Origin of the sequence: Pseudoalteromonas rubra (assembly GCF_005887095.1) — a bacterium.
Classification (GTDB): domain Bacteria; phylum Pseudomonadota; class Gammaproteobacteria; order Enterobacterales; family Alteromonadaceae; genus Pseudoalteromonas; species Pseudoalteromonas rubra_E.
Map to the genome: position 1 here is coordinate 347,265 of NZ_PNCI01000008.1, position 23,311 is coordinate 370,575.

At 49.0% G+C, this 23,311-nt stretch carries 26 protein-coding genes; 12 read left to right on the forward strand and 14 right to left on the reverse strand.

The window, feature by feature from the left end:
• The first annotated feature begins 2 nt into the window (after positions 1–2).
• From CWB99_RS04900 to CWB99_RS04910, 3 genes are read left to right on the forward strand one after another with little or no spacing between them, the layout of a single operon-like run.
• Positions 3–743, forward strand: a complete 741-nt coding sequence (locus CWB99_RS04900) for a 2,3,4,5-tetrahydropyridine-2,6-dicarboxylate N-succinyltransferase (protein ID WP_138550849.1) — start codon at positions 3–5, stop codon at positions 741–743.
• Positions 743–1,963: a PLP-dependent decarboxylase gene (locus CWB99_RS04905; protein ID WP_138550850.1), complete on the forward strand. Its 1,221-nt coding sequence runs from the start codon at positions 743–745 to the stop codon at positions 1,961–1,963. Before CWB99_RS04900 ends, CWB99_RS04905 begins: the two co-directional genes overlap by 1 nt.
• A gap of 2 nt (positions 1,964–1,965) precedes the next feature.
• Positions 1,966–3,078 (forward strand): succinylglutamate desuccinylase/aspartoacylase family protein, encoded by a 1,113-nt coding sequence (locus tag CWB99_RS04910; protein ID WP_138550851.1) that lies wholly within the window; start codon positions 1,966–1,968, stop codon positions 3,076–3,078.
• A 169-nt stretch (positions 3,079–3,247) separates the two neighbouring features.
• Here the strand turns inward: CWB99_RS04910 and CWB99_RS04915 are convergent, their stop codons facing one another.
• Positions 3,248–3,451 carry a hypothetical protein gene (locus CWB99_RS04915; protein WP_138545198.1) on the reverse strand — a complete coding sequence of 68 codons (204 nt, stop codon included), beginning with the start codon at positions 3,449–3,451 and terminating at the stop codon, positions 3,248–3,250.
• 167 nt (positions 3,452–3,618) lie between these two features.
• Here CWB99_RS04915 and CWB99_RS04920 point away from each other — a divergent pair, with 167 nt between their 5' ends.
• A complete protein-coding gene (locus tag CWB99_RS04920; protein WP_138550852.1) occupies positions 3,619–4,641 on the forward strand; it encodes a phospholipase A in 1,023 nt (340 codons plus the stop codon).
• Positions 4,642–4,682: 41 nt separating this feature from the next.
• Here the strand turns inward: CWB99_RS04920 and CWB99_RS04925 are convergent, their stop codons facing one another.
• Positions 4,683–5,576: a bifunctional GNAT family N-acetyltransferase/hotdog fold thioesterase gene (locus tag CWB99_RS04925; protein WP_138550853.1), complete on the reverse strand. Its 894-nt coding sequence runs from the start codon at positions 5,574–5,576 to the stop codon at positions 4,683–4,685.
• 215 nt (positions 5,577–5,791) lie between these two features.
• On the opposite strand from CWB99_RS04925, the gene CWB99_RS04930 reads away from it, so the two are divergent.
• Positions 5,792–6,481: a spermidine synthase gene (locus CWB99_RS04930; protein ID WP_138550854.1), complete on the forward strand. Its 690-nt coding sequence runs from the start codon at positions 5,792–5,794 to the stop codon at positions 6,479–6,481.
• 9 nt (positions 6,482–6,490) lie between these two features.
• Here the strand turns inward: CWB99_RS04930 and dtd are convergent, their stop codons facing one another.
• The 3 genes from dtd to CWB99_RS04945 are packed head-to-tail and all read right to left on the reverse strand — an operon-like array spanning position 6,491 to position 8,807.
• Positions 6,491–6,928, reverse strand: coding sequence for a D-aminoacyl-tRNA deacylase (dtd, locus tag CWB99_RS04935; RefSeq protein ID WP_138550855.1), 438 nt, complete (start codon positions 6,926–6,928; stop codon positions 6,491–6,493).
• Between the two features lie 44 nt (positions 6,929–6,972).
• Positions 6,973–7,914, reverse strand: a complete 942-nt coding sequence (locus CWB99_RS04940; protein ID WP_138550856.1) for an alpha/beta fold hydrolase — start codon at positions 7,912–7,914, stop codon at positions 6,973–6,975.
• Positions 7,915–7,925: 11 nt separating this feature from the next.
• Positions 7,926–8,807: a virulence factor BrkB family protein gene (locus CWB99_RS04945; RefSeq protein ID WP_432760823.1), complete on the reverse strand. Its 882-nt coding sequence runs from the start codon at positions 8,805–8,807 to the stop codon at positions 7,926–7,928.
• 111 nt (positions 8,808–8,918) lie between these two features.
• Between CWB99_RS04945 and CWB99_RS04950 the strand changes: the two genes are divergently transcribed.
• Positions 8,919–9,581 carry a DUF2959 domain-containing protein gene (locus CWB99_RS04950; protein WP_138550858.1) on the forward strand — a complete coding sequence of 221 codons (663 nt, stop codon included), beginning with the start codon at positions 8,919–8,921 and terminating at the stop codon, positions 9,579–9,581.
• Positions 9,582–9,636: 55 nt separating this feature from the next.
• On the opposite strand, the gene CWB99_RS04955 is transcribed toward CWB99_RS04950, so the two are convergent.
• Positions 9,637–10,305: a hypothetical protein gene (locus tag CWB99_RS04955; protein ID WP_138550859.1), complete on the reverse strand. Its 669-nt coding sequence runs from the start codon at positions 10,303–10,305 to the stop codon at positions 9,637–9,639.
• Between the two features lie 84 nt (positions 10,306–10,389).
• Positions 10,390–10,662: a hypothetical protein gene (locus CWB99_RS04960; protein ID WP_054014929.1), complete on the reverse strand. Its 273-nt coding sequence runs from the start codon at positions 10,660–10,662 to the stop codon at positions 10,390–10,392.
• Between the two features lie 207 nt (positions 10,663–10,869).
• Between CWB99_RS04960 and CWB99_RS04965 the strand changes: the two genes are divergently transcribed.
• The 4 genes from CWB99_RS04965 to CWB99_RS04980 all read left to right on the forward strand — a co-directional run bounded on the left by CWB99_RS04965 (position 10,870) and on the right by CWB99_RS04980 (position 13,232).
• On the forward strand, positions 10,870–11,268 hold the full coding sequence (locus CWB99_RS04965; protein WP_138550860.1) for an RNA-binding S4 domain-containing protein: 399 nt from the start codon (positions 10,870–10,872) through the stop codon (positions 11,266–11,268).
• A gap of 16 nt (positions 11,269–11,284) precedes the next feature.
• A complete protein-coding gene (locus CWB99_RS04970; protein WP_138550861.1) occupies positions 11,285–11,725 on the forward strand; it encodes a PaaI family thioesterase in 441 nt (146 codons plus the stop codon).
• A 91-nt stretch (positions 11,726–11,816) separates the two neighbouring features.
• The gene (locus tag CWB99_RS04975; protein ID WP_054014932.1) at positions 11,817–12,041 is read left to right on the forward strand and encodes a hypothetical protein; all 225 of its coding nucleotides are present in this window, start codon (positions 11,817–11,819) and stop codon (positions 12,039–12,041) included.
• 99 nt (positions 12,042–12,140) lie between these two features.
• Positions 12,141–13,232: an NAD(P)/FAD-dependent oxidoreductase gene (locus CWB99_RS04980; RefSeq protein WP_138550862.1), complete on the forward strand. Its 1,092-nt coding sequence runs from the start codon at positions 12,141–12,143 to the stop codon at positions 13,230–13,232.
• Between the two features lies 1 nt (position 13,233).
• On the opposite strand, the gene CWB99_RS04985 is transcribed toward CWB99_RS04980, so the two are convergent.
• The 5 genes from CWB99_RS04985 to CWB99_RS05005 form a co-directional block, all read right to left on the reverse strand.
• Positions 13,234–13,743 (reverse strand): DUF4124 domain-containing protein, encoded by a 510-nt coding sequence (locus tag CWB99_RS04985; protein ID WP_138550863.1) that lies wholly within the window; start codon positions 13,741–13,743, stop codon positions 13,234–13,236.
• On the reverse strand, positions 13,740–14,531 hold the full coding sequence (locus tag CWB99_RS04990) for a hypothetical protein (RefSeq protein ID WP_138550864.1): 792 nt from the start codon (positions 14,529–14,531) through the stop codon (positions 13,740–13,742). The genes CWB99_RS04985 and CWB99_RS04990 overlap by 4 nt, the downstream gene beginning before the upstream one ends.
• A gap of 124 nt (positions 14,532–14,655) precedes the next feature.
• The gene (locus CWB99_RS04995) at positions 14,656–15,396 is read right to left on the reverse strand and encodes a phosphoadenylyl-sulfate reductase (RefSeq protein WP_138550865.1); all 741 of its coding nucleotides are present in this window, start codon (positions 15,394–15,396) and stop codon (positions 14,656–14,658) included.
• A gap of 64 nt (positions 15,397–15,460) precedes the next feature.
• The gene (gene cysI / locus CWB99_RS05000) at positions 15,461–17,185 is read right to left on the reverse strand and encodes an assimilatory sulfite reductase (NADPH) hemoprotein subunit (protein ID WP_054014937.1); all 1,725 of its coding nucleotides are present in this window, start codon (positions 17,183–17,185) and stop codon (positions 15,461–15,463) included.
• A gap of 54 nt (positions 17,186–17,239) precedes the next feature.
• Complete coding sequence (locus CWB99_RS05005; RefSeq protein ID WP_138550866.1) at positions 17,240–19,057, reverse strand: assimilatory sulfite reductase (NADPH) flavoprotein subunit; 1,818 nt, start codon at positions 19,055–19,057, stop codon at positions 17,240–17,242.
• 323 nt (positions 19,058–19,380) lie between these two features.
• On the opposite strand from CWB99_RS05005, the gene CWB99_RS05010 reads away from it, so the two are divergent.
• Complete coding sequence (locus tag CWB99_RS05010; protein ID WP_138550867.1) at positions 19,381–21,039, forward strand: endonuclease; 1,659 nt, start codon at positions 19,381–19,383, stop codon at positions 21,037–21,039.
• A gap of 489 nt (positions 21,040–21,528) precedes the next feature.
• Here the strand turns inward: CWB99_RS05010 and CWB99_RS05015 are convergent, their stop codons facing one another.
• Together CWB99_RS05015 and CWB99_RS05020 are read right to left on the reverse strand one after the other, a co-directional pair.
• Positions 21,529–22,134, reverse strand: a complete 606-nt coding sequence (locus CWB99_RS05015; RefSeq protein ID WP_138550868.1) for a hypothetical protein — start codon at positions 22,132–22,134, stop codon at positions 21,529–21,531.
• Between the two features lie 245 nt (positions 22,135–22,379).
• Positions 22,380–22,634 (reverse strand): helix-turn-helix domain-containing protein, encoded by a 255-nt coding sequence (locus CWB99_RS05020; protein WP_046006073.1) that lies wholly within the window; start codon positions 22,632–22,634, stop codon positions 22,380–22,382.
• A gap of 91 nt (positions 22,635–22,725) precedes the next feature.
• Between CWB99_RS05020 and CWB99_RS05025 the strand changes: the two genes are divergently transcribed.
• Positions 22,726–23,100 carry a hypothetical protein gene (locus CWB99_RS05025; RefSeq protein ID WP_249331692.1) on the forward strand — a complete coding sequence of 125 codons (375 nt, stop codon included), beginning with the start codon at positions 22,726–22,728 and terminating at the stop codon, positions 23,098–23,100.
• The last annotated feature ends 211 nt before the right edge of the window (positions 23,101–23,311 follow it).

Here is a 23,311-nt window from a genome sequence, read left to right on the forward strand (position 1 = left end):
CTATGACCTGGTCAACACTTTTAGATAATTTAGAAAATGGCTCACAACGTGCGGCAACCCAAGACGAACAAGGCAACTGGCATGCTAACGTCGAAGTAAAAGAAGGTATTCTGGCGGCATTTCGTGCCGGTCAGAACACCGAATATCCAGGTGGCTTTGTAGACAAAGACAATCTGGCACCGCGTGGTTTCTCAGCCGGTGATGCGGTACGTATGGTGCCCGGAGGCAGCAGTGTACGCCGTGGTGCTTATGTTGCACCCGGTACCATTATTATGCCACCCGCCTACGTCAACATCGGTGCCTACATAGACAGCGGCACTATGGTCGACAGTCATGCATTGGTTGGATCTTGTGCTCAAATAGGTAAGAACGTTCACCTCAGCGCCGCCGTACAGATCGGTGGTGTATTAGAGCCTGTGGGTGCCAGCCCGGTTGTTGTCGAAGACGATGCCTTCATTGGCGCGGGATGCGTGCTGGTTGAAGGCGTAGTCGTGAAGCAAGGCGCTGTATTAGCCCCCGGTGTTCGCTTGTCTGCCAGCATTCCGGTGTACGACTGTGTTAATGAGCGTACACTGGACAAAGGCGAAGCCATTCCTCCGTTTGCCATTGTGATCCCAGGCTCGCGTCCGGCTTCCAGTGACTGGGCCAAAGCCCAGGGGCTGAGCATGTCCTGCGCCTTGATAGTGAAATATCGTGACGAACAAAGTGACGCGTCATTAGAACTCGAAGAGGTGCTTCGCTAATGTTAGCCTTGAGTACGCCTTTGCGTGAGCAACTTACTGCACTGTGCACAGAGCAGGACAATCGTGACCTGGCAACGCCCTTTTTTGTCTATGATCTCGATGCGCTGCATGCCCATGTAAGCCGCCTTACTACCCAAGATGTGGTGAAACTCTGGTACGCGGTCAAAGCCAACCCTCTCTCCAGTGTGCTTAACACACTAGACAAAGCAGGGTTCAATTTTGACGTTGCCAGTCGCGGGGAGCTTACACAAGTGCTGTCACAGGACATTGCAGCCGAGCGCGTACTCAACACCGGGCCGGCCAAGTCGCCAGCCCAGATCCAACATTTCCTTGATGCTGGCGTCACCACCTTTGTGGCTGAAAGCCTCAATCAAGTGCGCTGGTTGAATGACGCCGCAGAACAACATCAAAAAACTCTGACTGTGCTGCTGCGCGTACAGCTGCGCTGGCCAGCAGGCGACAAAAACCCGCTTGGTGGCGACAGCCTGACGCCCTTTGGACTAGGGTGTGAGCAATGGCAACAACTGACTTTAAGTGATTATCCAGCGCTGGACTTTGCCGGTCTGCATATTTTCCAGTGGGGCAATATGCTGGACGCTACCAAGTTAGCCAGCCTGTGGCAACAAATGGTGCCACCTCTGGTTAGCCTGAGCACACAGCTCGGCATGTCACTGCGGATCCTTGACCTGGGTGGTGGGCTGGGTGTCCCGTATGAGCCTGGTCAACGTCCCCTGGATTGGGACCAGGTTATCGATAGTCTGGCTAAGATCAAAGCAGACGCAGGTGTTGAAGAGCTGTGGATGGAGCTGGGTCGCTACGCCGTAGCGCACTGTGGTTATTATCTCAACCCGGTCGTTGAACAAAAGCACAACTACGGCGAGTATCAGCTGATCATGGCAGGTGGCGTTAACCATTTACTGCGTCCGGCAGTAACGAGTCAGGCGTTTCCGGTTAAGGCATTACGTGAGTCCACTGCAGCCGGGCGAGATTATCATTTACACGGCCCCCTGTGCACCGCTATCGATTACCTGGGTACCCATAAGCTGCCTGACGATCTCGACTATGGCGACTGGCTGGTCTTTGGCCAGTGCGGTGCCTATGGGTTCACCGAAAGTATGCCCTACTTCCTGTGCCATGAGCTGCCGGCTGAATTCGTCTTTAAGCAGGGCCAGTTGTACTGCATCCGTCAAAGCGAACACGCCGACTATTATCTGAGGTAATCATGAACACAATTACACAGCAACATATCCAGGTTGGGGAAATTGCCAATGGTCTGCCACTGACCATTCCTGTCTACCGCCTGCAGGGCGATGGCACAGGGCCAAACGTCTACATCCAGGCCAATATGCATGGCGCCGAGGTGCAGGGTAATGCCGTGATCTATGCACTGCTGGAGCAACTGAAACATCTGCCACTGGCCGGTGACATTACTTTGGTACCTTATGCCAACCCGATTGGCTGTAACCAGAAATCCGGTGAGTTTACGCTTGGGCGCTTTGACCCTATTACCGGGGTAAACTGGAATCGCATGTACTATGACCACAGTGCCCTGGTGCAAAGCTGTCTTGCAAAGTACAGCCAAGCCCCTGATACAACGCTGATTGCGGCCTTTCGCGAACAATTATGCCAGGCAACCGACACCTTACTTGATGCCCCCGCACATACACTGAACACGGGCAAGCGGATCGCACTGACACTGCAAAAATTAGCCCATCAGGCAGACATTGTACTGGACCTGCACACGGGTCCCATTTCGGCAAAGCATTTGTATTGCCCTGAGTATGCACAAGACAGCGCACGCTATTTTGATATTCCCCATGTCTTGCTGATCCCCAATGAATTCGACGGGGCTATGGATGAAGCCAGCTTTTGTCCCTGGTGGCAGCTGAGTGATGCGTTGAAAGAACAAGGTCGTGACCTGCCCGTCCCCGTAGAAGCATTTACTGTTGAGCTGGGCTCTCAGGAAAAAATTGATCTCGATGAAGCCGTTCATGATGCCAATAGCATCCTCAGTTACCTGACTCACAAAGAAGTGATAGCAGATGGCAGCCATCAACCAAGAAACATCAAACGCTACGCCTGCGCACTCAAAGATTACCTGACTTACTATGCCCCCATGGGCGGCATGGTGGAGTATAAAGCGCAGCTTGGTGAGCACATTAAGGCGGGAGATTGCATTGCGCGGATTTTACGTATGGAGCAGTACTTATCCGAAATGCCCCTGCACAGCCTGACATTAACACAAGATGCCATTGCGATACTGCATTTTGCGTCAGCGAGTGTTAATCAGGGTACTGAATTATATAAATTTTTCACTAACTACTATGAACTGTAGCGGGCTTATGCGGATTGGCCAACATCCAGTTCGTATGACATACAGAACAACACAACGATTGCGTGAGAGTAGGTGAGCAAGCCCTCACTTGCTAAGGTGGGGCGGCAACCTAAGTTGCCGCCGGCCTTTTTATACCAATGCGCTTAATTAAGTGAAATTGGTATCCATATTAATCCGGCATACAGATTTCGTTACGAGCAGAGTAGCAGTCCCGGCCAGTAGGGCAACCCAGGAACACGGCGGTATCGCACCCAAACGAGTTACAAGCTGGATAGCCAGAGGCTCCGCCAGCAATATTCGGTGTCTGAGCCAATCCAAGCTGCTGGTTATTACTCAGTTGTTTTATACATTTTTTGTTCAGAGATATTTTCATGTCCATTTCCTTTTATGTAGTTTGCTCATTTAACTTACTGCCATATTGAATAAAAATCAACCAACCCATTCTTAACACTATGTCCTGCGGTAAACTTTGTCCTTCTTAGTTTTCTCTACCATGATAAAATGAATGTTAATTGCTTTTGACTAAGGACTTCATCACCTATGAAAATCAGGATGCTCGCTTTCTTGTCTTTTCTGGCGTCCGCGCCACTACAGGCCAGTGAACCGCAAGACCAGGACGATCTGGAGATAATAAAACAATGTGTACTGAACGAAATCATCGCCGGTGATCAACAACAAACCGTTGCCGAGCTCAAAGCTTACTGCCAGCAACTGCAAAAAACGAGTCTCAGTAAATTGGATCGCCGTATGGCGCGCGAGATGGTCACAGAGAACAACCGCAATGTGCTGACACCGCACAATCGCAACTATATTTTACCGGTTACCTATGTCAAAAGCCCAAACTCCAGACCCTTTGACGGCCTAAAAGCCATCCAGGAAGAAGAAGGTGAGCCACTCGATCATATGGAGGTCAAATACCAGATATCAATGAAAGTGCCCCTGTATCGGCACTTTAAGGACAAAGACCAGGCGGTGTATGTTGGCGTAACATTGCAATCTTATTGGCAGCTCTACAACAAAGACATTTCCTCACCGTTTCGTGAAACCAATTACGAACCGGAAATCTTCTGGGTTAATTTCCTGGACGATGAAAACGTTCTGTGGGGCGACGAAATGGCCATTATTCTGGGCGCCTCGCACCAATCAAACGGCCGTAGTCAGCCAAATTCGCGCTCCTGGAATCGCATCTATGCTAATTTTATCTGGGAATATGAAAGCTTTGTATTTAGCTTTAAACCCTGGTACCGCCTGCCAGAGGATGACAAACCAGAGCCATTAGCCGCCAAAGGCGATGACAACCCGGACATTCACAAGTATATGGGTTACTTTGAGCTCAGTGGTGCCTATCGCCATGGCGACCATGAATTTGGCTTTATGACCCGCAACAATTTCAACAGCGACAACCATGGCGCAATACAACTCGACTGGTCATTCCCACTGCTGGGCTCTTCACGGGTACGTGGTTATGTGCAGTATTTTAATGGCTATGGCGAGAGTCTGATTGACTACAATGCCCATATTCAGCGTCTGGGCCTGGGTATTGCGGTCACCGATCTGCTCTAAACCCAATCATCGCGGCCTGTAACAGCAGGCCGCATAAAGGGTTATTTGATAACAACAAATAAGCCCTCAAATTTCGCCACCAGCACATCTCCATCATAGACATTCACCGGCACCCGGTACTTAGCTTTGCCTTCCTCGTTGAGTGCACTCAGCTCGCCACTACATTCGGCAAGTGTCACTGTCGCACTGGGTGCGGTGGTCAGCGGTTTAAGGTACTGAATATTAGCATCCGCCAACACGATATTTCCTTCGAGCGCCAGCTCTTTAAGCGCTAGATAGGTTGCCCCCCATCCAGTCAATGTCGCCATACTGTAGACCGAACCTGCAAACATCGAATTATGTAAATTCAGGTTAGCTTTGAGGTCTGCGCGGGTTGAAAACTGCCAGTCGGTGTAACTTTCTACTTTGATCCCCATCGCATCACTGATTGGGATCGACTCCCGCCAGGTATCCTGTAACACCTGAGTCCACTGCGGGTGACGGAACCAGCCTGGCTCAGAAGGGCGTTGCTTGACCATTTTCCAGTGCTGCACATCGCCATAAGACAGATGGGCTTTTTCAATCATCTGGTAACCGTGACGTTCATAAAATGCCAGTGCGCGCTCTCTGGCAAACAACACCAGCTCTTCGGCTTGTTGCGTCCAGGCAATTTTTTCCAGTTCATGCAGCAATCGGCTGCCCAGGTGATGACCACGGTGTGCCTCATCCACAGCCATGTAACGCACTTGTGCCTGCTGTTGATTGTTGAAATGCAGGCGTGCCACACCGAGCACCTGACCTTCGTTATTTTTGATGTAACGATGTTCAGCCTCCTGCTCAAGGTCATCCTGCTCGCTGCCTCTTGGCTGCTCCCAGGGTGCCCGTAAAACCTGCCATCGTAGTTGATAATACGCTTGCCAATCTTCACTGCTCTGTGGCGCTGTTACTTGAAACATGGTGACTCCTGTGCTTTTCCTGTCGCCGAGGCGATACGCTCGGCCTGTGCAACCTGCTCCCGCTTTTTTACGGGGAACTTTTGTCTAATTTATGGACCATACCTTACAAGAAAAGTGCGCAACAGGGAATGCTCGGCCAGATTTGGCCAATTTGTCATGTAAATTCAACGAAACGCAGTGGCAGAACTGTGAGGCCCAGCTATGCTGATGTAACTATGCAAGATTTTATTATTGAACCCGGCACTATCAGTAACGAGTTTGTCCATCAGAGCCATCAACTTGGGCATCTGTTGTATTGGCATAAGCATGGCAAAATCAGCATACAAGTACGCCAGGAAAAAACCTTACGCTGGTTACTGATAAACGACACGCTGCAATCCGTGATTGAACTCAATCATCCGGAGAGGCTGCTTTTTCCCCATTTACAGGTGTTAGCCGCGTTATGGCAAAAGTGCCCCGCACCTGGCAAGGTGCTGGAACTGGGTCTCGGGGCAGGGGCTATTAGGGATTACTTGCATATCAGCTACCCGGATTGCCAAATTACCTCTATCGACAATAACCCAGATATCATCCACTGCTATAAACGCTATTTTGGTGGCGACCCTATCTCTAACGTCAGTTGTAGCGATGCCTACCAGGCGCTGGAGAATAATGGCCATTATGACTGGATCATCCTGGACTTGTTCAGCCAGCTCGATGCGCCGAGATTTTTGTACGAACACAAGTTTTACACACAAATTCGCGCCACACTCAATGAAGGCGGCCGCTTATATATCAACTTTCTTGCAGAGCATGATTCACAACTAAAACAGCTGGAGCACCTGCTTATTACTAATTTTGGTAAAAAACCCTTCGTACACAAGGTGCCCGATTACGCTAATCACATTATTTCTTTAACCCGTTAGCCCTACTCGTCAAACCGATAAATTAAACGTGACCGGACCGTCATTGCACAAGTTCACCTGCATATCAGCAGCAAACCGCCCAGTGGCCACCCGTAACCCAGATTCTTTCGCCTTAGCGACAAAATATTCGTACAGTGCTGCGGCTTGCTCCGGTGTGGCAGCAGAAGAAAAGCTCGGGCGCATGCCCTTTTTAGTATCCGCCGCTAACGTAAACTGAGACACCACCAGCAACTCCCCCTCAATGTCTCTCAGGCTCAAATTCATTTTGCCCTGCGCATCGGTAAAAATACGGTAGTTGCTGATTTTATGCAGCAAGCTGTCTGCACTTTTTTGATCGTCAGCCTTCTCTACCCCGAGCAGCACCAGGATCCCCTGACCAATTTGACCCACACACTTGCCCTCAACCACCACATTGGCCTGACTGACCCTTTGAATTAATCCCTGCACATTTACCTCAAAAATTCATAATGTAATTCATATCTACTTTGCCGCTAATGTGCCAGCTTACATAACAGCAGATCGGCGGCACGCCGTATGGCTTCGGAATATACTGCATTTGTCGCGCAGTGCCCAACTTCTTCGAGGATCAGCAAACGCGCATTGAGTTGCTCGGCCAGAGCCTGGGCCATCGCAAAACGACAGACATAGTCGTGGCGGCTATGGATCATCCATACAGGCAAGCTTGCGATTCTATCGGCCTGATGGAAAATCTGTTGTTCTTCAATAAAACAGCGAGTATGAAAGTAATGCACCATAATCCGGGCTTGCTGAACCACAGCCTGTTCATGATCCAACTGATAACGTTGCGCCTGGCTGCCAACGCTAAGCTGACGATCCCAATCATGCCACTGCTGTGCGGCGCGGCGCACCGCCACTTCATCATCGCAATGCAATAGCTGGGTATAACGGGACAATACCGCTTTGTAATCCCCCAGTCCCTGACTGAAAACCTGATAACGCTCTGGATAGAACTGTGCCCCGGCACCGCTGATCCCATAAAGCCACTGCAAATCACTTTGACACCCCAAAAAGGTCGCCCATAGCACTAACCCCTGCACTCGCTGCGGATAGCGCTGCGCAAACAAAAGGGCTAACGTGGCCCCCCAGGAACCACCCGCCAGTACGCACTGAGTGATATCTAAGTACGACAGCAGACTATCTATATCCTGAAGCAGGTATTCGGTGGTGTTGTGTGTGAGTTGCTGAGGGGAAGACTGGCCACAACCGCGCTGACTAAACAAAATAATACGATAGCGCTGTGGATTAAAATAACTGGCAGAATGGCGACATAAGCCGCTGCCCGGGCCACCATGACAAATAATCACAGGCAACCCGGTCTCCAGACCAAACTCTTCTACATGTATTTGGTGTCCATGAGACACCGCCATATGAAAACTGCGTCGTGGCGATTCCAGCCGATACAATTGAGTCATTGCACACCTCTTTATTGTGGTGTGTCTTGTTCCTCGCACTCCTTTTCGGACAAACAGGCAGTAAATTCAGCACCCAGCAGCACCACCATCCAGGAAAGATAAACCCAGACGAACAGAATTGGCACTGTGGCCAGCGCACCATAAATCACCTCATAGGAGGGAAAATGGCTGATATACAGAGCAAAGCCTTTTTTGGTCAGTTCAAATAGCAACGCCGCAAAAAATGCTCCAGGTATCGCTGCCTGATAAGACACGCGTGTATTTGGTACTAAAGTATAGAGCATAAAAAAGCCTGCCATGGAAATAACATAGGGCAATAGCTTCAGCAAAAAGCCACTAAAGCCCGGGATCCCCTGATCGGCAAACGAGACCAATGACACAATATAAGACGTTACGCCAATGCTGGCCCCTAATAATACTGGACCTAACGTCAGGACCATCCAGTAGATGGCAAAGGAAATCATCATAGGTCGTGACTTTTCGACCCGCCAGATGCGATTCAATGCGGCATCGACGTTGCGGATCAGCAACAAGGCAACGGCGGTAAGAAAGCCAATCCCCACTGCGGTCATCTCATTGGCATTGCCGGTAAAGGCACTGATATGGGATTTAATAGTGTCTGTTGAGGTCGGCACAAAGTTATTAAAAATAAAGTTTTCTATGGCATCTCGGGCATCCTGAAAGCCAGGAAATGCACTGAAAATCGCCACCCCAACCGCCACCAGCGGGATCAGTGAGAGTAAGGTCACATACGCCAGGTAGCCGGCATTGATCGTCAACTGATCCTCCTGACAGCGTTTAAAAAAGCGCTGCCACCAGTCGGGCTGGCTTCTGACCAAAGCACGACCTTGCAGGTTCAGACGTTGCAACCGCAAGCGCCATAATTCATTCATCATTACACAGGTTTACAGAGTGAGTTTTGCACATCTTACCAATCCCAGTCATAATTCATAGGGTCAGATTTAAGTATAAGCCGTTATGTATCAACTGCATTAGGAAAGCCGATGAACAATTCTGTAATAAAAACGAGCCTCATAATCTTAAGCCTGAGCCTGCTCAGCGCCTGTCAAAGCGCGTACTACGCAGCCTGGGAAAAAGTGGGGGTGCATAAGCGTGAGATCTTAGTGGACCGTGTAGAAAATACCAAAGAAGCACAACAGGCCACACAACAAGAGTTTCAGTCTGCACTGGAACGCCTGACTACCTTGATCAACTTTGATGGTGGCGAATTACAAAGTGTGTATCAACAACTCAATGATGATTATCTCTCCAGTGAAGCCGCTGCGCAGGATGTACGTACCAACATAGACAAAGTAGAAGATGTTGCAGAAGCCTTATTCTCTGAATGGCAGGATGAACTGGCTCAATATTCCAGTGCCAGCCTGAAACGTCAGAGCGAGCAAAAGCTCCGCCAAACGCAACGTCAATTTGACAAGCTGCTACGCTCGATGCGCGCCAGCGAAGCCAAAATGCAACCTGTACTGGATTCACTCAAAGACAATGTGCTGTACTTAAAACATAACCTCAATGCCCAGGCGATTGCCGCCATCAAAGGTGAATTCAGTGGTTTGAAGCGGGATATTCAATCGCTGATCAGCGATATGAATCGCTCCATTGAAGACTCCAACGCCTTTATCGCCAGCATGAATAATACCAATCAGCCATAAACGAGACGCCATGTTCAGCAACGGTTAGCATTTTCAGTTAACCGTTGCTACCGAGCTACTCGGCATAGATCACCTGCAAATCACAGTTAAAGATGGGGATGGCGGCATAACTGCGATGTCCCATTACCTGGTAAGTGGCAGCTGGTTTCTCTCCGAATCGCGTCTGCACTGTGTGTGAAGTAACTTGATAGGCTTGCTGCATGGTCCCCTGACCGCTATCCCAAATCAGAGTTAGATAAGGATTGTTGTAGAGCCACTTCCCTTGCGTCATTGTGCCCGTAAGCAACCAGTCTCCAGTTGTCTTTAGCTCAATCTGAAATGCGTCCAACGCGCAATTGTGTGAAAACACCACTTCAGGCAGAGCCACTTGCGCCAGCTCACCGGGAAAGTACAGGCCGTAATTTCCTTCACTGAAACGATGATATTCGCCGTTAAACTCCTGCACATTGAGCCCGCTATACCCTAACGCTTGTACCACCTCAGACAGCTGCGAGATCAGCACATCATTTTGATCCGCGGGAAAGCGATTGAGGCGGACAGTGTCACTGTTGTACTCTGCGGGCACAGCAAGGTCATTCAAGACGTAGTTTATGTTGGCCTGCTCTAACTGACTCAGCAATATTTTTTGCTCGGTGTCGTCCAAAGAGGAGTGAAACACATGTACCACAGGCTGACTGCTACAGGCGCTCAAAAATAGGCACCCAGCCACTGACCATACTTTCATGAAAATTCCCTGTTCTTGTTATTATGGTCTGAGTAGACCACAGCCGCCCGACATCTGTCCATTGTTCCATCGCGACTTACGGCATCAGTGACTACGCGTCAGCCAGTTTTGCACTGCGGTTTTGGGATACACAATTTCTTTAAACAAGCGATGACGCTCAAATTTAAGATCGCTCTCCTGACTGGGCAGGCCAGCCTGTACCTGGCTGTGATGCTCATTGAATCGTGAGATCAAAGTTAGTTTGTCTCTGCCCTGATTAAGCTGAGTGTTGAGATAGCCACGCACATCATCTGCTGTCATTAACCCTAATGCCTCTAAATTCATCAGGTCTTTTTTTAATGCAGAACGGATCCCCATGGAATGTCTCCTGTTGTCATAATTTACAAAAGTCGCAGCGAATCACTGCCAAAAGTCCCGACCAATGGCCGCCCGACTCCGTATCGGCGTGCAAGATACACACCAAATGCTGCAATTACATTAAAGACACCACGATGTTCGAAAAAGTTTCGTGGTTCACCGCAGCGTCGCGCTATACTGTCGCAAAACATCCAACGGGGTTGTGATATGAATCAAGATTATATTGAAATCGAGCTCGAAGAAGAGCCAATTGAACTTTGTAACCTATTAAAAGTATTAGACTTTGCAGAGAGTGGGGGACAGGCCAAGCAGCTTATCGCCGCCGGATATGTGGGCGTCAACGGCGAGCTTTGTACGGTTAAACGCAAGAAATTGTACGCCGGAGATACCCTCTATTTTAACGAAGAAGCCTTTATGCTGACCCTGGCTGAGGGCGCCATTCCAGCCGAGCGTAGTCAGCCAAACCCGCCGCCTGCGCACCAGCACAGTGCACAGTCAGCTACTGACAAGGGCAAGCAGCCAAGCCAGGCTGGCAAAAAGCGACGCAATAAACAAAAGAATAATGTGGACAGCGTCACAGGCAGAAAACCTATTTCGTTTGGATAATACAGGAGATCACACGGTGAGTATCTGGTATCGCCCGGTCACACTAGCACAGTGCCAAGCTCTGGATGAGGGGCTCCATCAAAAAGGCACGCTGATGCAGACCTTAGGGATCAGCATCAGTGAAATTGGCGACGATTACCTCGTTGCCACTATGCCCGCAACCCCGGCACATCATAATCCACTGGGCATGGTCCATGGTGGTGCCAATGTCGCGCTAGCCGAAACGGTGGCCAGTTATGCAGCTAATTTTGCTGTCGACTTTGAACGTTTTTACTGTGTCGGACAGGAGATAAACGCCAATCATCTCAAGGCCTCACGAAACGGGACGCTGACCGCCACGGCTCGCCCCCTGCACCTTGGCCGGCGCACCTCCGTTTGGGAAGTGAAAATCGTCAATGCACGTGATGAATTATGCTGTGTGGCTCGCATGACAGCCGCAGTCGTCGAGCGTCGCTAGTCCTAACGTCACCGAAGTTGATATAGCGCAACCCATTTTACTCTTTACAATATCACAATGATCTCACCCCCAGTTTGTGGAGGCTGAGATCATGAAGAAACAAAAACGCCTGATTATTATTCTGCACTGTGTGATTGTATGTGGCCTGTTGCTGATCTTCACAGGACACACCCTGCTGAGCGCCCAATGGCTGACGGCACTCGGCCCTACTGGATATGCTCTGGGTGCGGCCTGCATAGCCATAGGCCTGATCTGCTCATTACCTACTAAGATTTATCTGACGATCCTGTTAATGCGCCGAGAAAAGTCAGACTGACCGGGATTGCACTTGCCTCCCAAATTGCTAGCTGGGGCTTTGCCTCTGTGTGGACATTTCGCTACAATTTTGCCTTTAGTTGCTCATTCAGAGACATTCATGGACCATATAGATACAGTGATCATAGGCGCAGGGGTCGTTGGCCTGGCCATCGCGGCGCGTCTCAGTCAGACCCGCTCCGTCCTGGTCATCGACCAGATGGGACAATTTGGCGAACATACCAGTAGCCGCAACAGCGAAGTGATCCATGCCGGTCTTTATTATGCTGAGCATAGTCTTAAAGCACGCTTGTGTGTCCGTGGTAAAGCCTTGTTGTACGCACATTGCGAGCGCTTCCATGTTCCGGTTAAAAGGCTTGGCAAAATTTTATTCGCGCGCACGCCACAAGAGCTGGGTAAGCTCGCAGCCATCGAGGCGCAGGCAAAACGCAATGGCGTGCATGATCTGACGCCACTCAGCCAGACACAAATTGCCAATATGGCTCCTGGCCTGCACACCAGTGCGGCGTTGTTTTCACCTTCAACCGGGATTGTCGACAGCCACCAGTTGATGCTGTCTTTGGTCCATCAGCTTGAGCACGCAGGTGGCAATCTGGTCTGTCACACCCGCTTTGAATCGGCAACAAAAACTGCGTCAGGATTTACACTGACGTTAAACTGCGACGGTGCCCCCTTTGAGCTGAGTTGCAATACTCTGATCAACGCTGGAGGCCTGTTTGCACAAGACAATGCTCAGCGCATCGCGGGGCTTGGCAAAGACCAGATCCCACAAAGTCATTTATGCCGTGGACAGTATTTTTGTTATCAAAGCCCCCACCCCTTCAATCACCTGATCTACCCGATGCCTGAACAGCATGGTCTGGGGATTCATGCCACTTTAGACATGGCAGGTCAACTCAGGTTTGGGCCCGATACCCAGTTTATTGACAAGCTGGATTACCAGGTTGACGCACAGGCCAAAGCCCGTTTTGTAGAAGCGATACAAAGCTACTGGCCCGCTCTGGACCCTGAGCGGTTGCATCCCGACTACGCGGGGATCAGGCCCAAGCTTAGCCGCGAAAAGGGGCAGGATTTTATGATTGAAGGGCATCAACACCACCAGGTTGAAGGACTCATCAACCTGTTTGGTATTGAATCACCCGGGCTGACCGCCAGTCTGGCGATCGCCGAGTATGTTGAAGCACAACTTTAGGTTAAATGCCTTCGAGCTTCTTGCTGCGCTCCTGCATTAACTTTTCAACGTTTTGTGCATCCTGGATCAGCTTTTTAATGTCAGTCGGACTCATGTTTGCCGGTAAATCTTTCGGGATCCGACCAGCATCCTGCTGCTCTTTTAGCTGCTTGAGAATGTCGGTATTTTCCGCCGCCATGATGGTGATCTTGCTAGGGTCCAGTGTCATTTCTTCACTCTGCCCGCGTGCGTTGGGGCGATCTGAATAGTGCCAGTTGCCCTGTGCGTCCTGCCATTTATAAATTTTTGCGGGTTTGTCCTGCATAGTCTGTACATCTTTACTGCTGACCATATCCACGGCATTGTCTAGTTGCAGCTTAGATTCATTCAGCACTTGTTGTGCCTGAGTCTGCGCCTTGCCGAGGATATCATCCAGGCTCAGCCAGGTGCGCCCATCTGGGCGCTTTAAAACAAACAATGACGCCACACCAATCAGCATCACCATAATTAACAGATAACTTGCGTACTTCATTGCGGCACTCCTTTTATATCGAGGCCATACTTTAACAGTATAGAGCGATATTCGGTAGAGTGGCGAAAGCGCTCAAAGAAATCTCGAAATTGCGCACAGCCACGTAACCCCAGTTCTGAATGATTGAATTGTAGTTGTAAAGGCGCGGTATCAACCACTTTATGAACTTTAAGCGCGGTAATAAATTTAGGGTTACTCAATTGCAGCCAACGGATCGCAGGCAGGCTCATCAGTGCAAAACGGCGGTCTTCTTTCACCGGCGACGCCAGCGCATCCAGCATCTCTCGTTCCGAGTAAAACAGCTTTTGCTGAAGCTGTCCAAGCGCCAACGCCTGCTCGACCGTCGGATAGGTATAACCAAATCGTCCGAGCATAATAAAGTCCTGATAATCCTGGGTCGGCACGGTGGCATTCTGGTGCGTGATCAACACATCCTCTACCCAATACAATCCCTGGCTCCAGCACATTGGTGTTTTACCCCGATACCAGGACTCAGACTCCATACGCACCTGAATTTGGTTGTAATTGATCAGTTTTTTTGAGCGCTCTTCCGGGATATAGTCCACATCCAGCGGTTTACCCTCAGGCGCAAAGTGTGCCAACAGCTCAGGGATCACACCGGGCCGGTTGGGGTCGCCAGTGACAAAGGGGGGAAAGGCATTATAAGGCAAAGCAACACGCAACACCGGCAACTCAGTTCCGGTCGGTGGAAGGGATGATACAGCAGCCTGGCCACTGACTGGCTCCAGCCACAGCAACAGACCAAACAGACTGTGTATTGTGCGCATCGCATTCACCTTCTCTTTTCCCTCATTAGTCACAGTGTAGCGTTTGCACCTCATTAGTGACAAAAAAGCGGACCGGGCTATATGGCCGGGTCCGCTGTTTTAATTGTGCTTTGATAAGCATCGACTAAATGCCGTCACCATCAATATGTAAACCACATTCCCGGTTCATACCGAAGAAGCGCGTTTCTTCTTCGCTCATACCCGGCTCAAGTTTACGGGTGGTATGCACATCACCCATAGACACATAGCCTTCGTCCCAGAGCGGATGATAAGATAAGCCATGCTTGGTCAGGTACTGATAGACATCACGGTTATGCCAGTCGATAATCGGATACACTTTCACTGTACCACGGCTGATCTCTAAGATCTGTTTGTCGGCACGGGTAGAGGACTGCTGACGGCGTAAACCACTGAACCAGGTTCCGGCCTGTAACTCGTTCAGTGCACGGGTCATCGGCTCTACCTTGTTCAGGGTATTGTAACGCTTGATACCCTCTTCACCCTGCTCCCACAGTTTGCCAAACTTGGCTTCCTGCCACGCTGGCCCCTGCGCTGCGCGATACACTTTCAGATTCAGCTGCAGCTGTTCCGTCAGTTCATCAATAAAACGATACGTTTCCGGGAACAAATAGCCGGTATCTGTCAGAACCACCGGGATATCCGGACGCTGACGGGTTACTAAGTGCAGCATCACCGCTGCCTGGATCCCAAAGCTGGACGATAAAATCGGGTTATCTGGCAAATTTTCCAGTGCCCAGATCACACGCTCTTCAACACTTTTATCAGCCAGCATACCGTTCGCATCATTCAATAATGCCTGTTGCGAGGCTTTATCCAGCGTCAGGATTTGCTTAAAGTCACTCATTACTCATTCCCAGTATTCACCACCACATAAAAGCTGTGGTCAAAGGCGCCGGGCGCCTTCTAAATTAAGCATGGAAGTCGGTTTTAGATACCTTAACTTCGGCCACAATTTCCTTACGGATCACAAAGTCACCAAAACACTCATCCGGCTGACGCTCTTTGGCCCACTGACCAATCAGCTCATCCAGTGCCGGCAGATAAACCTCTTCACCGACATTTTCCAGATACAGTTTCGGGATCCGCGTACCGGCACGGTTACCGCCCAGATACACGTTATATTTGCCCGGGCCTTTACCTACAAAGCCAATTTCTGCCAGCATGGCACGACCACAACCGTTTGGACAACCGACAACACGCAAGATGATGTCGTCATCAGCAATCTCATGTTTTGCCAGGATCGCTTCGGTTTTTTCTATCAGATCTGGCAGGTAACGCTCAGCTTCCGCCATGGCCAATGGACACGTTGGCAAAGACACACAGGCCATCGAGTTTTTACGCTGCTCGGTGTGCGCGTCATCAATCAGGCCATGTTCGCGTGCCAGTTGTTCAATTTCCGCTTTTTGCTCTGCCGGCACACCTGCGATGATCAGGTTCTGGTTCGCCGTCATGCGGAAATCCCCCTGGTGGATCTCGGCAATCTTGCGACAGCCTGTTTTCAGCGGCTTGCCGGGGTAATCCAAAATCCGGCCACTTTGAATAAAGACCGTCAGATGGTGCTTACCATCAATGCCTTCGACCCAGCCAATGCGATCGCCACGATGGGTGAATTCATACGGACGGCTCGGCGCAAAGGTCACACCGGCACGTTTTTCTACTTCCGCTTTAAACGCATCGGTGCCAAAGGTATCCAGGGTATATTTGGTTTTCGCGTTTTTACGATTCGCACGGTTACCCCAGTCACGCTGTACGCCTACCACATGCTCGGCTACCGCCAGCGTGTCGTCCAGGCTGATAAAGCCAAAGTCATCGGCCTTACGTGGGTAGGTGTTAACATCACCATGGGTCATGGCCAGACCACCACCAACCAGGACGTTGAAGCCAACCAGCTTGCCGTCTTCTGCAATCGCCACAAAGTTCAGGTCATTGGCGTGGACATCCACTTCGTTGTTCGGCGGAATAGTCACTGTGGTTTTAAACTTACGCGGTAAGTAGGTACTGCCTAGTACCGGTTCTTCTTCAGTGGTTTCCTGCTTTTCACCATTTAGCCAGATCTCGGCATAGGCACGAGTTTTTGGCAGCAAGTGCTCAGAAATACGTGCCGCCCATTCATAGGCTTCCTGATGCAGTTCAGACTCAACCGGGTTGGTGGTACACAGTACGTTACGGTTTACGTCACCCGCGGTGGCGATGGAGTCAATGCCAACATCATTCAGCGTCAGGTGCATTTCTTTAATATGTGGTTTCAGCACACCGTGAAACTGGAAAGTCTGACGTGTGGTCAGACGGATGCTGCCATACTCGGTTTTTTCTTCAGCAAACTTGTCGATCGCTAACCACTGGTGCGGCTTGATGATCCCGCCCGGCATCCGCGCACGCAGCATCACGTTGTGCATCGGTTCCAGCTTTTGCTTGATACGCTCGGCACGAATATCGCGGTCATCCTGCTGATACATGCCGTGGAAACGGATCAGCTGGAAGTTATCGGCGGTAAAACCACCCGTTAATTGATCGCCCAAATCATTGGTAATGGTGCCACGCAGCAGGTTGCTCTGAGTTTTCAAACGCTCGTTATCAGACAGTTTGGCGTTCGGGTCGAGCTTACTGTTGGGTTTGTAATCGCTATTGCTCATTTTTATTCCTAAATTCTTACACTGTGACGGTGTGTACTGACTAATCCCGCAGGATTAGTACACGTCTTTTTGATAGCGACCCGCGCTGCGTAGCTCTTTGAGATACTCTTCAGCTTCCTCGTCGCTCTTACCTGCATACTGCTTAACGATGTCTACTAATGCCTGATGAACGTCCTTGGCCATACGGCTGGCGTCTCCACACACATAAAAGTGCGCACCATTTTGCAACCATGTATACACGTCCTGACCCTTTTCGCGTAAACGGTCCTGAACGTAGATTTTTTCTGCCTGATCGCGGCTAAAGGCCAGATCAATGCGATTCAGTACGCCCGATTTCACGTACTTTTGTAATTCAACCTGATACAGGAAATCCTGAGTAAAGTGTGGGTTACCGAAGAATAACCAGTTGTCGCCCTCAGCATCGCGTGCCTCGCGCTCTTGCAAAAAGGCGCGGAATGGTGCAATACCGGTACCCGGACCAACCATGATCACGGGGGTATTGTCGTCCGCTGGCAAACGGAAATTGTCGTTATGCTCACTAAACACTTTAACTTGTGTGCCTTCCTCAACGCGATGCGCCAGGAAGCCAGAGCAACCGCCCTGATGGGTTTCACCAAAGGCCTCAAACTCCACCAGACCCACAGTCAGGTGCACTTCTTCTTCTACTTCAGCCTGGCTCGACGCAATAGAATACAAACGCGGCTGGATCTTACGACAGCTGTCAACCAGCGCCTGCGCGCTGAGTGTTCCCGGCTGTTGCTTGATGATATCGAAAATCTGACGCGCTTCGATGTACTCACGCAGCGCTGCTTTATCGCCCGCCAGGGCACTCAGCTCTGCGTTGCCTGTTGCTGCTGAATACTTTTCGACAAAGCCAGGGTAAGACTGAGTCAGCTCCAGCTTTTCAATCAAGGCTGTGCGCAGTGTTAGCGTCTCGCTGCCCAGAGTGACTTCGCTGTCTCCATCCAGAGCCAGCTGTGCCAATACTGCATCCACGCGCTGCTCATCGTTAAGGAAGAAAACGCCCAGTGAATCACCTGGCTGATATTGAATGTCAGACCCTTCGAGCGAAATTTCGACGTGGCGAACATCTTTGGTCGAGTTACGGCCGGTGATCTTCTGCACCACAGAGATTTCTGCGCTGAACGGGTTTTGTTTGGTATACTGGCTGGCATGTGCACCGGCCGTTGCCAATGGCATGGCCACGACGTTAGCACCGCCTTGTTCTTGCTGTGCCTTTAGCGCAGGTTCAAAGGCATCGAGTGCACTGTCAATCCAGGCTGTTGCCTGCTCTTCATAGTCCACGTCCAGATCTGCACGGGCAACCACAGATTCGGCACCCAGCTTTTGCAAGCGCTCTTCAAAATCAATGGCCGTCTGACAGAAAAACTCATAGCTTGAATCACCCAGACCCAGTACCGCTACTTTAACACCATCCAGTTTCGGGGCTTTTTTACCGGCCAAAAAGGCGTGCAAGGTTTCTGCGTCTTCAGGTGGTTCACCTTCTCCATAGGTCGAAACAGCCACAGCGATAAACTGCTCTTTCTTCAGCGCCGCAGGCTTGTAATCAGCCATATTAACCAACTTGGTTTGCAGACCGCGTGCTTTAGCGGCACTTTCTAATTGCGCCGCAACCCCTTTGGCATTGCCGGTTTGAGAGCCATATAAAATGGTCAAAGGTGCCGCTTCTGAGGCAGGCGCAGGTGCCTGTCCTAGCGTCCCCGCGAGCGCAGCAGTGTTGGCATTGGCAGCCAGATAACCACTGACCCAGGCCTGCTGGATCGGATTAAGCTCCGCCACTAACCCCTGTAATTTTTGCAGTTGTTCTTGTGTCAGCGGACTGGCCGCGGCACTGAGTTGACTTAACAACATGATGATTGTTTCCCCATAACCCTTATATAGCTTGCCCCGCCGAACTGCCCGGCGGTTCCACCCGCGCACAGTTGCAATTCGGTCATTTTCTTAGCATGCAGGATACGCAACTCACTGCGCGACAAAAAGAACAGTATCTGCTTTGTTATTCCATTTGGTTATGGATATTCAAAAACTCCAAATAAAACAGATTAAAAATAATTGTACCGATTTACACAATTAAAAAGTTAACGACAATGTAACAAAACTCCTTTAAACTCCCACTCGGTTTTTTACAACCAAACAACAATATTAATTAAAAAATAGAACACGGGAATAATAAAATGATTACAAGAAAAGGGCCTTTACGCCTGACAATGGGCCTGGCTGGCAGTGCGTTAAGCCTGCTCAGTACCATGGCATGGGGACAGGTAGATAACGGAGATTTCGAACAATGGCAGCTGGGTAAACCCAGCAACTGGACCACCATTGATTCGGGTATCTCATTGACTACCGAACAGAATCGCGTTTATAGCGGACAGACGGCTGCGGCCGTCAATGTACTGACGACGACGCAGGGGAATACCGATCTGGCACAAACCGTCACGGTTGAGGCCGGCAAGACCTACACTTTCAGTACCTGGGTCTATCATACTGAAGGCGGCGTCAGAGCTCGTCTGGTCGCTGACGGTTATCACAATTATTCGGATCCGCAACAATTAAACCAATGGCAACAACTGAGCCATAATTATACAGCCACCAGCAATGGCCAAATCACGGTGGGTCTGCGTTTTTATGACGTCAGTGGATTTGACGGCAATGAAACCGTCTATGTTGATAACTTCCAGCCCAGCGGCACTACGAGCACACCACCGCCAACCGGCGGTGCCTGCCAGGCCAATGCGCTGACCTTCAATCTGACCACGGACAGGTATGGTGAGGAGACCAGCTGGGTCATTAAAAATGCGTCGAATTCGACTGTTGCCAGTGGTCAGAATTATGGTGCCAGCCAGAGCTATAGTGAAAATCTGTGCTTAACCGATGGCTCGTACACTTTTACTATATCTGATAGCTATGGCGACGGCATTTGTTGCAGTTATGGAAACGGTTCATATCGCCTGAACGGTCCTTCAGGGACGATAGCGTCGGGCAGCCAGTTCACTTCATCGGCTTCGCACAGTTTCACGCTGGGAACGGATAATGGCGGTGGCGATGGTGGTGGCGATGGTGGTGGCGATACACCGACAGGTTACTACAGTGCTGCGGCAGGTTTATCGGGTTATGCCCTGAAAACGGCGCTGCACAACATCATTGCCGGCCATAATAATCAGGGCTACAGCGCTATCTGGTCGTTCATCGATCAATACGAGCGAGACCGTTATTTTGAGAACAATGGTACGGTACTGGACCGCTACTCTGAAAAACCATCTGGCACGGACAGTCACGAGTTTACGGCTGTGGGCGATCAGTGTGGCACCGCCCGCGTTGAGGGCGATTGCTACAACCGTGAACATTCATTTCCGAAAAGCTGGTTTGGTGGCAAAATTGAGCCAATGAACTCTGACATTCATCATATCTTTGCCTCCGACGGCTATGTGAATAACCGCCGCAGCAGCTTCCCCTTTGGCGAAGTCGGCAGCAGCACTTATGTCTCAAGCAACGGCAGTAAAGTAGGCAGCGCCTCTGGCATAGGGTACAGCGGTACCGTGTTTGAGCCTATCGATCAGTTCAAGGGTGACTTTGCCCGTGCCTACTTTTATATGGCGACCCGTTACCAGGACCGCATTGCCAGCTGGCAAAGCTATTCCACCAATGGGGATGCCGTGCTCAATGGCAGCAGTGATCAGGTCTTTGAGAGCTGGGTAGTCACTATGCTCAAACGCTGGCATCAGGCCGATCCGGTCGACGCACTGGAGCGTGCCCGCAACGAAGGCGCCTATCAGTTCCAGGGCAACCGCAACCCGTTTGTGGATCACCCTGAGTTTGTAGAGCAGATCTGGTAAACACAATTTCAACTCTAAAAAGCAAAAATCCTACTAACATTAAGCGGCCTGCATCACATATTTGGATACCACTGTAGGCTGCTTAAAATACAACCACAGAAATGATCCCCAAATTTAGCACACGCACTTAAATGAATAATCTGTTATTAATAGACCAATACAAATTGGAGCAGATTATGAGCAAGAAACGCAGAAACCACTCACCAGAATTCAAAGAAAAAGTAGCTTAAGAACTTTGATGATATAGATATTTGGTCAATGTTGGTTGTATGTTTGTTTTTGCTCGGTTATTCAATCTATGCTGGTTTTAACGCTTTGAGGACTGCAATATTTAATACTCAGACAGAAGTCGCAGTAGGGATTAGTAGTTAGCTTTTCTGAGCAATGCGTGAGATATGCCGACGCTGTTTCCTTAACTATGTCACAAAAAACCAGAACAAAGTCTGGTTTTTTGTTGGGGATAGTACTCTTATAGATGGAAGGAGTGCTTTAAGAAAGACGCGGCTCCTGGTCCTCTGAACCATTTGATTTTGCAGAACAGATCATCATGGTTAACACCGCCCCACAACATACGGCCCATGCTATATAAATAAGCCCTTCGAAATTATCGTAAATCAATGTCCATGACTTCCACCCAAAATAAGACCAAGCAATATTTTCGATAAGTCCCAGTAGATTAATGACTGACATATACATGAAAATCCAATGAAAAATACCATCAAAATATGTTAACTCGATCTTTGGTGATTTCGATATTAGCCTAGAGACTTGTACTCTAAATATTAGGAGGAGAGTGATTAATAAACAGAATAATATTTGCATTCCATAGATCAACGTGCCTTGAAGAAGTTTATTGTCAGATGGATTGACATAGTTGACGATACCTGTTTCAAAAATAGCATATTCAATGCCTGTAAAAACGAGGATAACTGCTGCTATATGAGTGATATTTATATCTTTTTTATATGTTCCGTAGACTACACATACACCTAGCACAGTTAAATAAAGAGGTGTAACGAGGCGATCATCCCAAAGCTGCATATAGAATACCGCCATAGAGAAAATAGTTAGCAAAATTAAGTTTGAAAGTTTCATTACTTATCCTTGTGAGCTCACTTCAGGAGTTGGCTCTATTGGGTATATTTTGGCCGCTTGTGATCTGGGTGGTTTTTTCGCTGTTGCTCCTCCTGATACTAAAGAGCATGAAGTGGGATTACACACTGTTAGCGTAGATCGATTACGTCTTATTTCCCGCTGTTTTCTGTCAAGAAGATCTTTTTTTAATAATGGCTTAGAGAATAAAAAGCGCTGAACTAAGTCAAATAACTTTATCTTTTTCATTATTCATCATCCTGTAATCTTTTCTTAGTAGAGCTGTTCATAGTACTACTAACTTGTTTAATCTGATTTAGTAAAGACTTAGTATCTATTTTACAGAGCATAAGCCACAGAAACAGTTGTTTAGACTTAATGTCACTCACACCCTGTTCGTAGTTACTAATTGTTTTTCGATCACATTCTAACTTTTTTGCCATAAGTTCTTGAGAAATATTGGCTTTCTTTCTCATCGCTTTTAAGTCATCACCATCAATCACGTCCTTTTTCCTTATTTTTTTGTGATGTGGAGACTTTTCCACATCTGAATGAACATAATCTTAACAAAGGTGTCTCAATGTTTAAACAAAAATGAACGTGTCAAACTTACTACAGTTAGAAGATATCGTCGTCACAGCCGTGCAGGGCTATGGATTACACGATATTTATAAATACTCAAAAGGTCAACAGAGTGTTTACATAAAGCATGTTTTTATGCCGAATCTACAGGAGATTGTAAAACCAGAGATAACAGTTGAAGAGATTGATTTCTTGCGGTCACTAGATTCTATGTATCAGTACTGCTACGTCCTGGTCTATGTCAAATGCAAACAAACAGGGCGCTTTGATACTGCCTTTTTTATGGATGATGGTGAGGCTATCAAGGGTACGAGTAAAAGCGATGTTACCCAGCGCCTTGCTGATTTTCAGGAGATCGCAAAGATCATACGTAATGTGTTGCTATAAAGAGGTTTTCTTTTCAGTAGTGTATAGTGCGAAACTCTCCAATTGGATGGAAGTTTTTGTATAATTTAGGAAACAACGCCTTCAAAAGGTCATAAGTGGTAAAATTATAAAAGGCCCTATTCCGGTGGATGGCAACGTTTGGTGGCAAGACGAAGAGCCTATTTGGAAGCTGTGTGGAGCGATTGGATCGCCGGTGTTTTTCAAGTTAGTT

Excerpts from the sequence above, each read along its gene's own strand:
- CWB99_RS04900 (WP_138550849.1), top strand. The coding sequence starts at position 3 with ATGACCTGGTCAACACTTTTAGATAATTTAGAAAATGGCTCACAACGT.
- CWB99_RS04905 (WP_138550850.1), top strand. The coding sequence starts at position 743 with ATGTTAGCCTTGAGTACGCCTTTGCGTGAGCAACTTACTGCACTGTGC.
- CWB99_RS04910 (WP_138550851.1), top strand. The coding sequence starts at position 1,966 with ATGAACACAATTACACAGCAACATATCCAGGTTGGGGAAATTGCCAAT.
- CWB99_RS04915 (WP_138545198.1), bottom strand. The coding sequence starts at position 3,451 with ATGAAAATATCTCTGAACAAAAAATGTATAAAACAACTGAGTAATAAC.
- CWB99_RS04920 (WP_138550852.1), top strand. The coding sequence starts at position 3,619 with ATGAAAATCAGGATGCTCGCTTTCTTGTCTTTTCTGGCGTCCGCGCCA.
- CWB99_RS04925 (WP_138550853.1), bottom strand. The coding sequence starts at position 5,576 with ATGTTTCAAGTAACAGCGCCACAGAGCAGTGAAGATTGGCAAGCGTAT.
- CWB99_RS04930 (WP_138550854.1), top strand. The coding sequence starts at position 5,792 with ATGCAAGATTTTATTATTGAACCCGGCACTATCAGTAACGAGTTTGTC.
- CWB99_RS04940 (WP_138550856.1), bottom strand. The coding sequence starts at position 7,914 with ATGACTCAATTGTATCGGCTGGAATCGCCACGACGCAGTTTTCATATG.
- CWB99_RS04945 (WP_432760823.1), bottom strand. The coding sequence starts at position 8,807 with ATGAATGAATTATGGCGCTTGCGGTTGCAACGTCTGAACCTGCAAGGT.
- CWB99_RS04950 (WP_138550858.1), top strand. The coding sequence starts at position 8,919 with ATGAACAATTCTGTAATAAAAACGAGCCTCATAATCTTAAGCCTGAGC.
- CWB99_RS04955 (WP_138550859.1), bottom strand. The coding sequence starts at position 10,305 with ATGAAAGTATGGTCAGTGGCTGGGTGCCTATTTTTGAGCGCCTGTAGC.
- CWB99_RS04960 (WP_054014929.1), bottom strand. The coding sequence starts at position 10,662 with ATGGGGATCCGTTCTGCATTAAAAAAAGACCTGATGAATTTAGAGGCA.
- CWB99_RS04965 (WP_138550860.1), top strand. The coding sequence starts at position 10,870 with ATGAATCAAGATTATATTGAAATCGAGCTCGAAGAAGAGCCAATTGAA.
- CWB99_RS04975 (WP_054014932.1), top strand. The coding sequence starts at position 11,817 with ATGAAGAAACAAAAACGCCTGATTATTATTCTGCACTGTGTGATTGTA.
- CWB99_RS04980 (WP_138550862.1), top strand. The coding sequence starts at position 12,141 with ATGGACCATATAGATACAGTGATCATAGGCGCAGGGGTCGTTGGCCTG.
- CWB99_RS04985 (WP_138550863.1), bottom strand. The coding sequence starts at position 13,743 with ATGAAGTACGCAAGTTATCTGTTAATTATGGTGATGCTGATTGGTGTG.
- CWB99_RS04990 (WP_138550864.1), bottom strand. The coding sequence starts at position 14,531 with ATGCGCACAATACACAGTCTGTTTGGTCTGTTGCTGTGGCTGGAGCCA.
- CWB99_RS04995 (WP_138550865.1), bottom strand. The coding sequence starts at position 15,396 with ATGAGTGACTTTAAGCAAATCCTGACGCTGGATAAAGCCTCGCAACAG.
- cysI (WP_054014937.1), bottom strand. The coding sequence starts at position 17,185 with ATGAGCAATAGCGATTACAAACCCAACAGTAAGCTCGACCCGAACGCC.
- CWB99_RS05005 (WP_138550866.1), bottom strand. The coding sequence starts at position 19,057 with ATGTTGTTAAGTCAACTCAGTGCCGCGGCCAGTCCGCTGACACAAGAA.
- CWB99_RS05010 (WP_138550867.1), top strand. The coding sequence starts at position 19,381 with ATGATTACAAGAAAAGGGCCTTTACGCCTGACAATGGGCCTGGCTGGC.
- CWB99_RS05015 (WP_138550868.1), bottom strand. The coding sequence starts at position 22,134 with ATGAAACTTTCAAACTTAATTTTGCTAACTATTTTCTCTATGGCGGTA.
- CWB99_RS05025 (WP_249331692.1), top strand. The coding sequence starts at position 22,726 with ATGAACGTGTCAAACTTACTACAGTTAGAAGATATCGTCGTCACAGCC.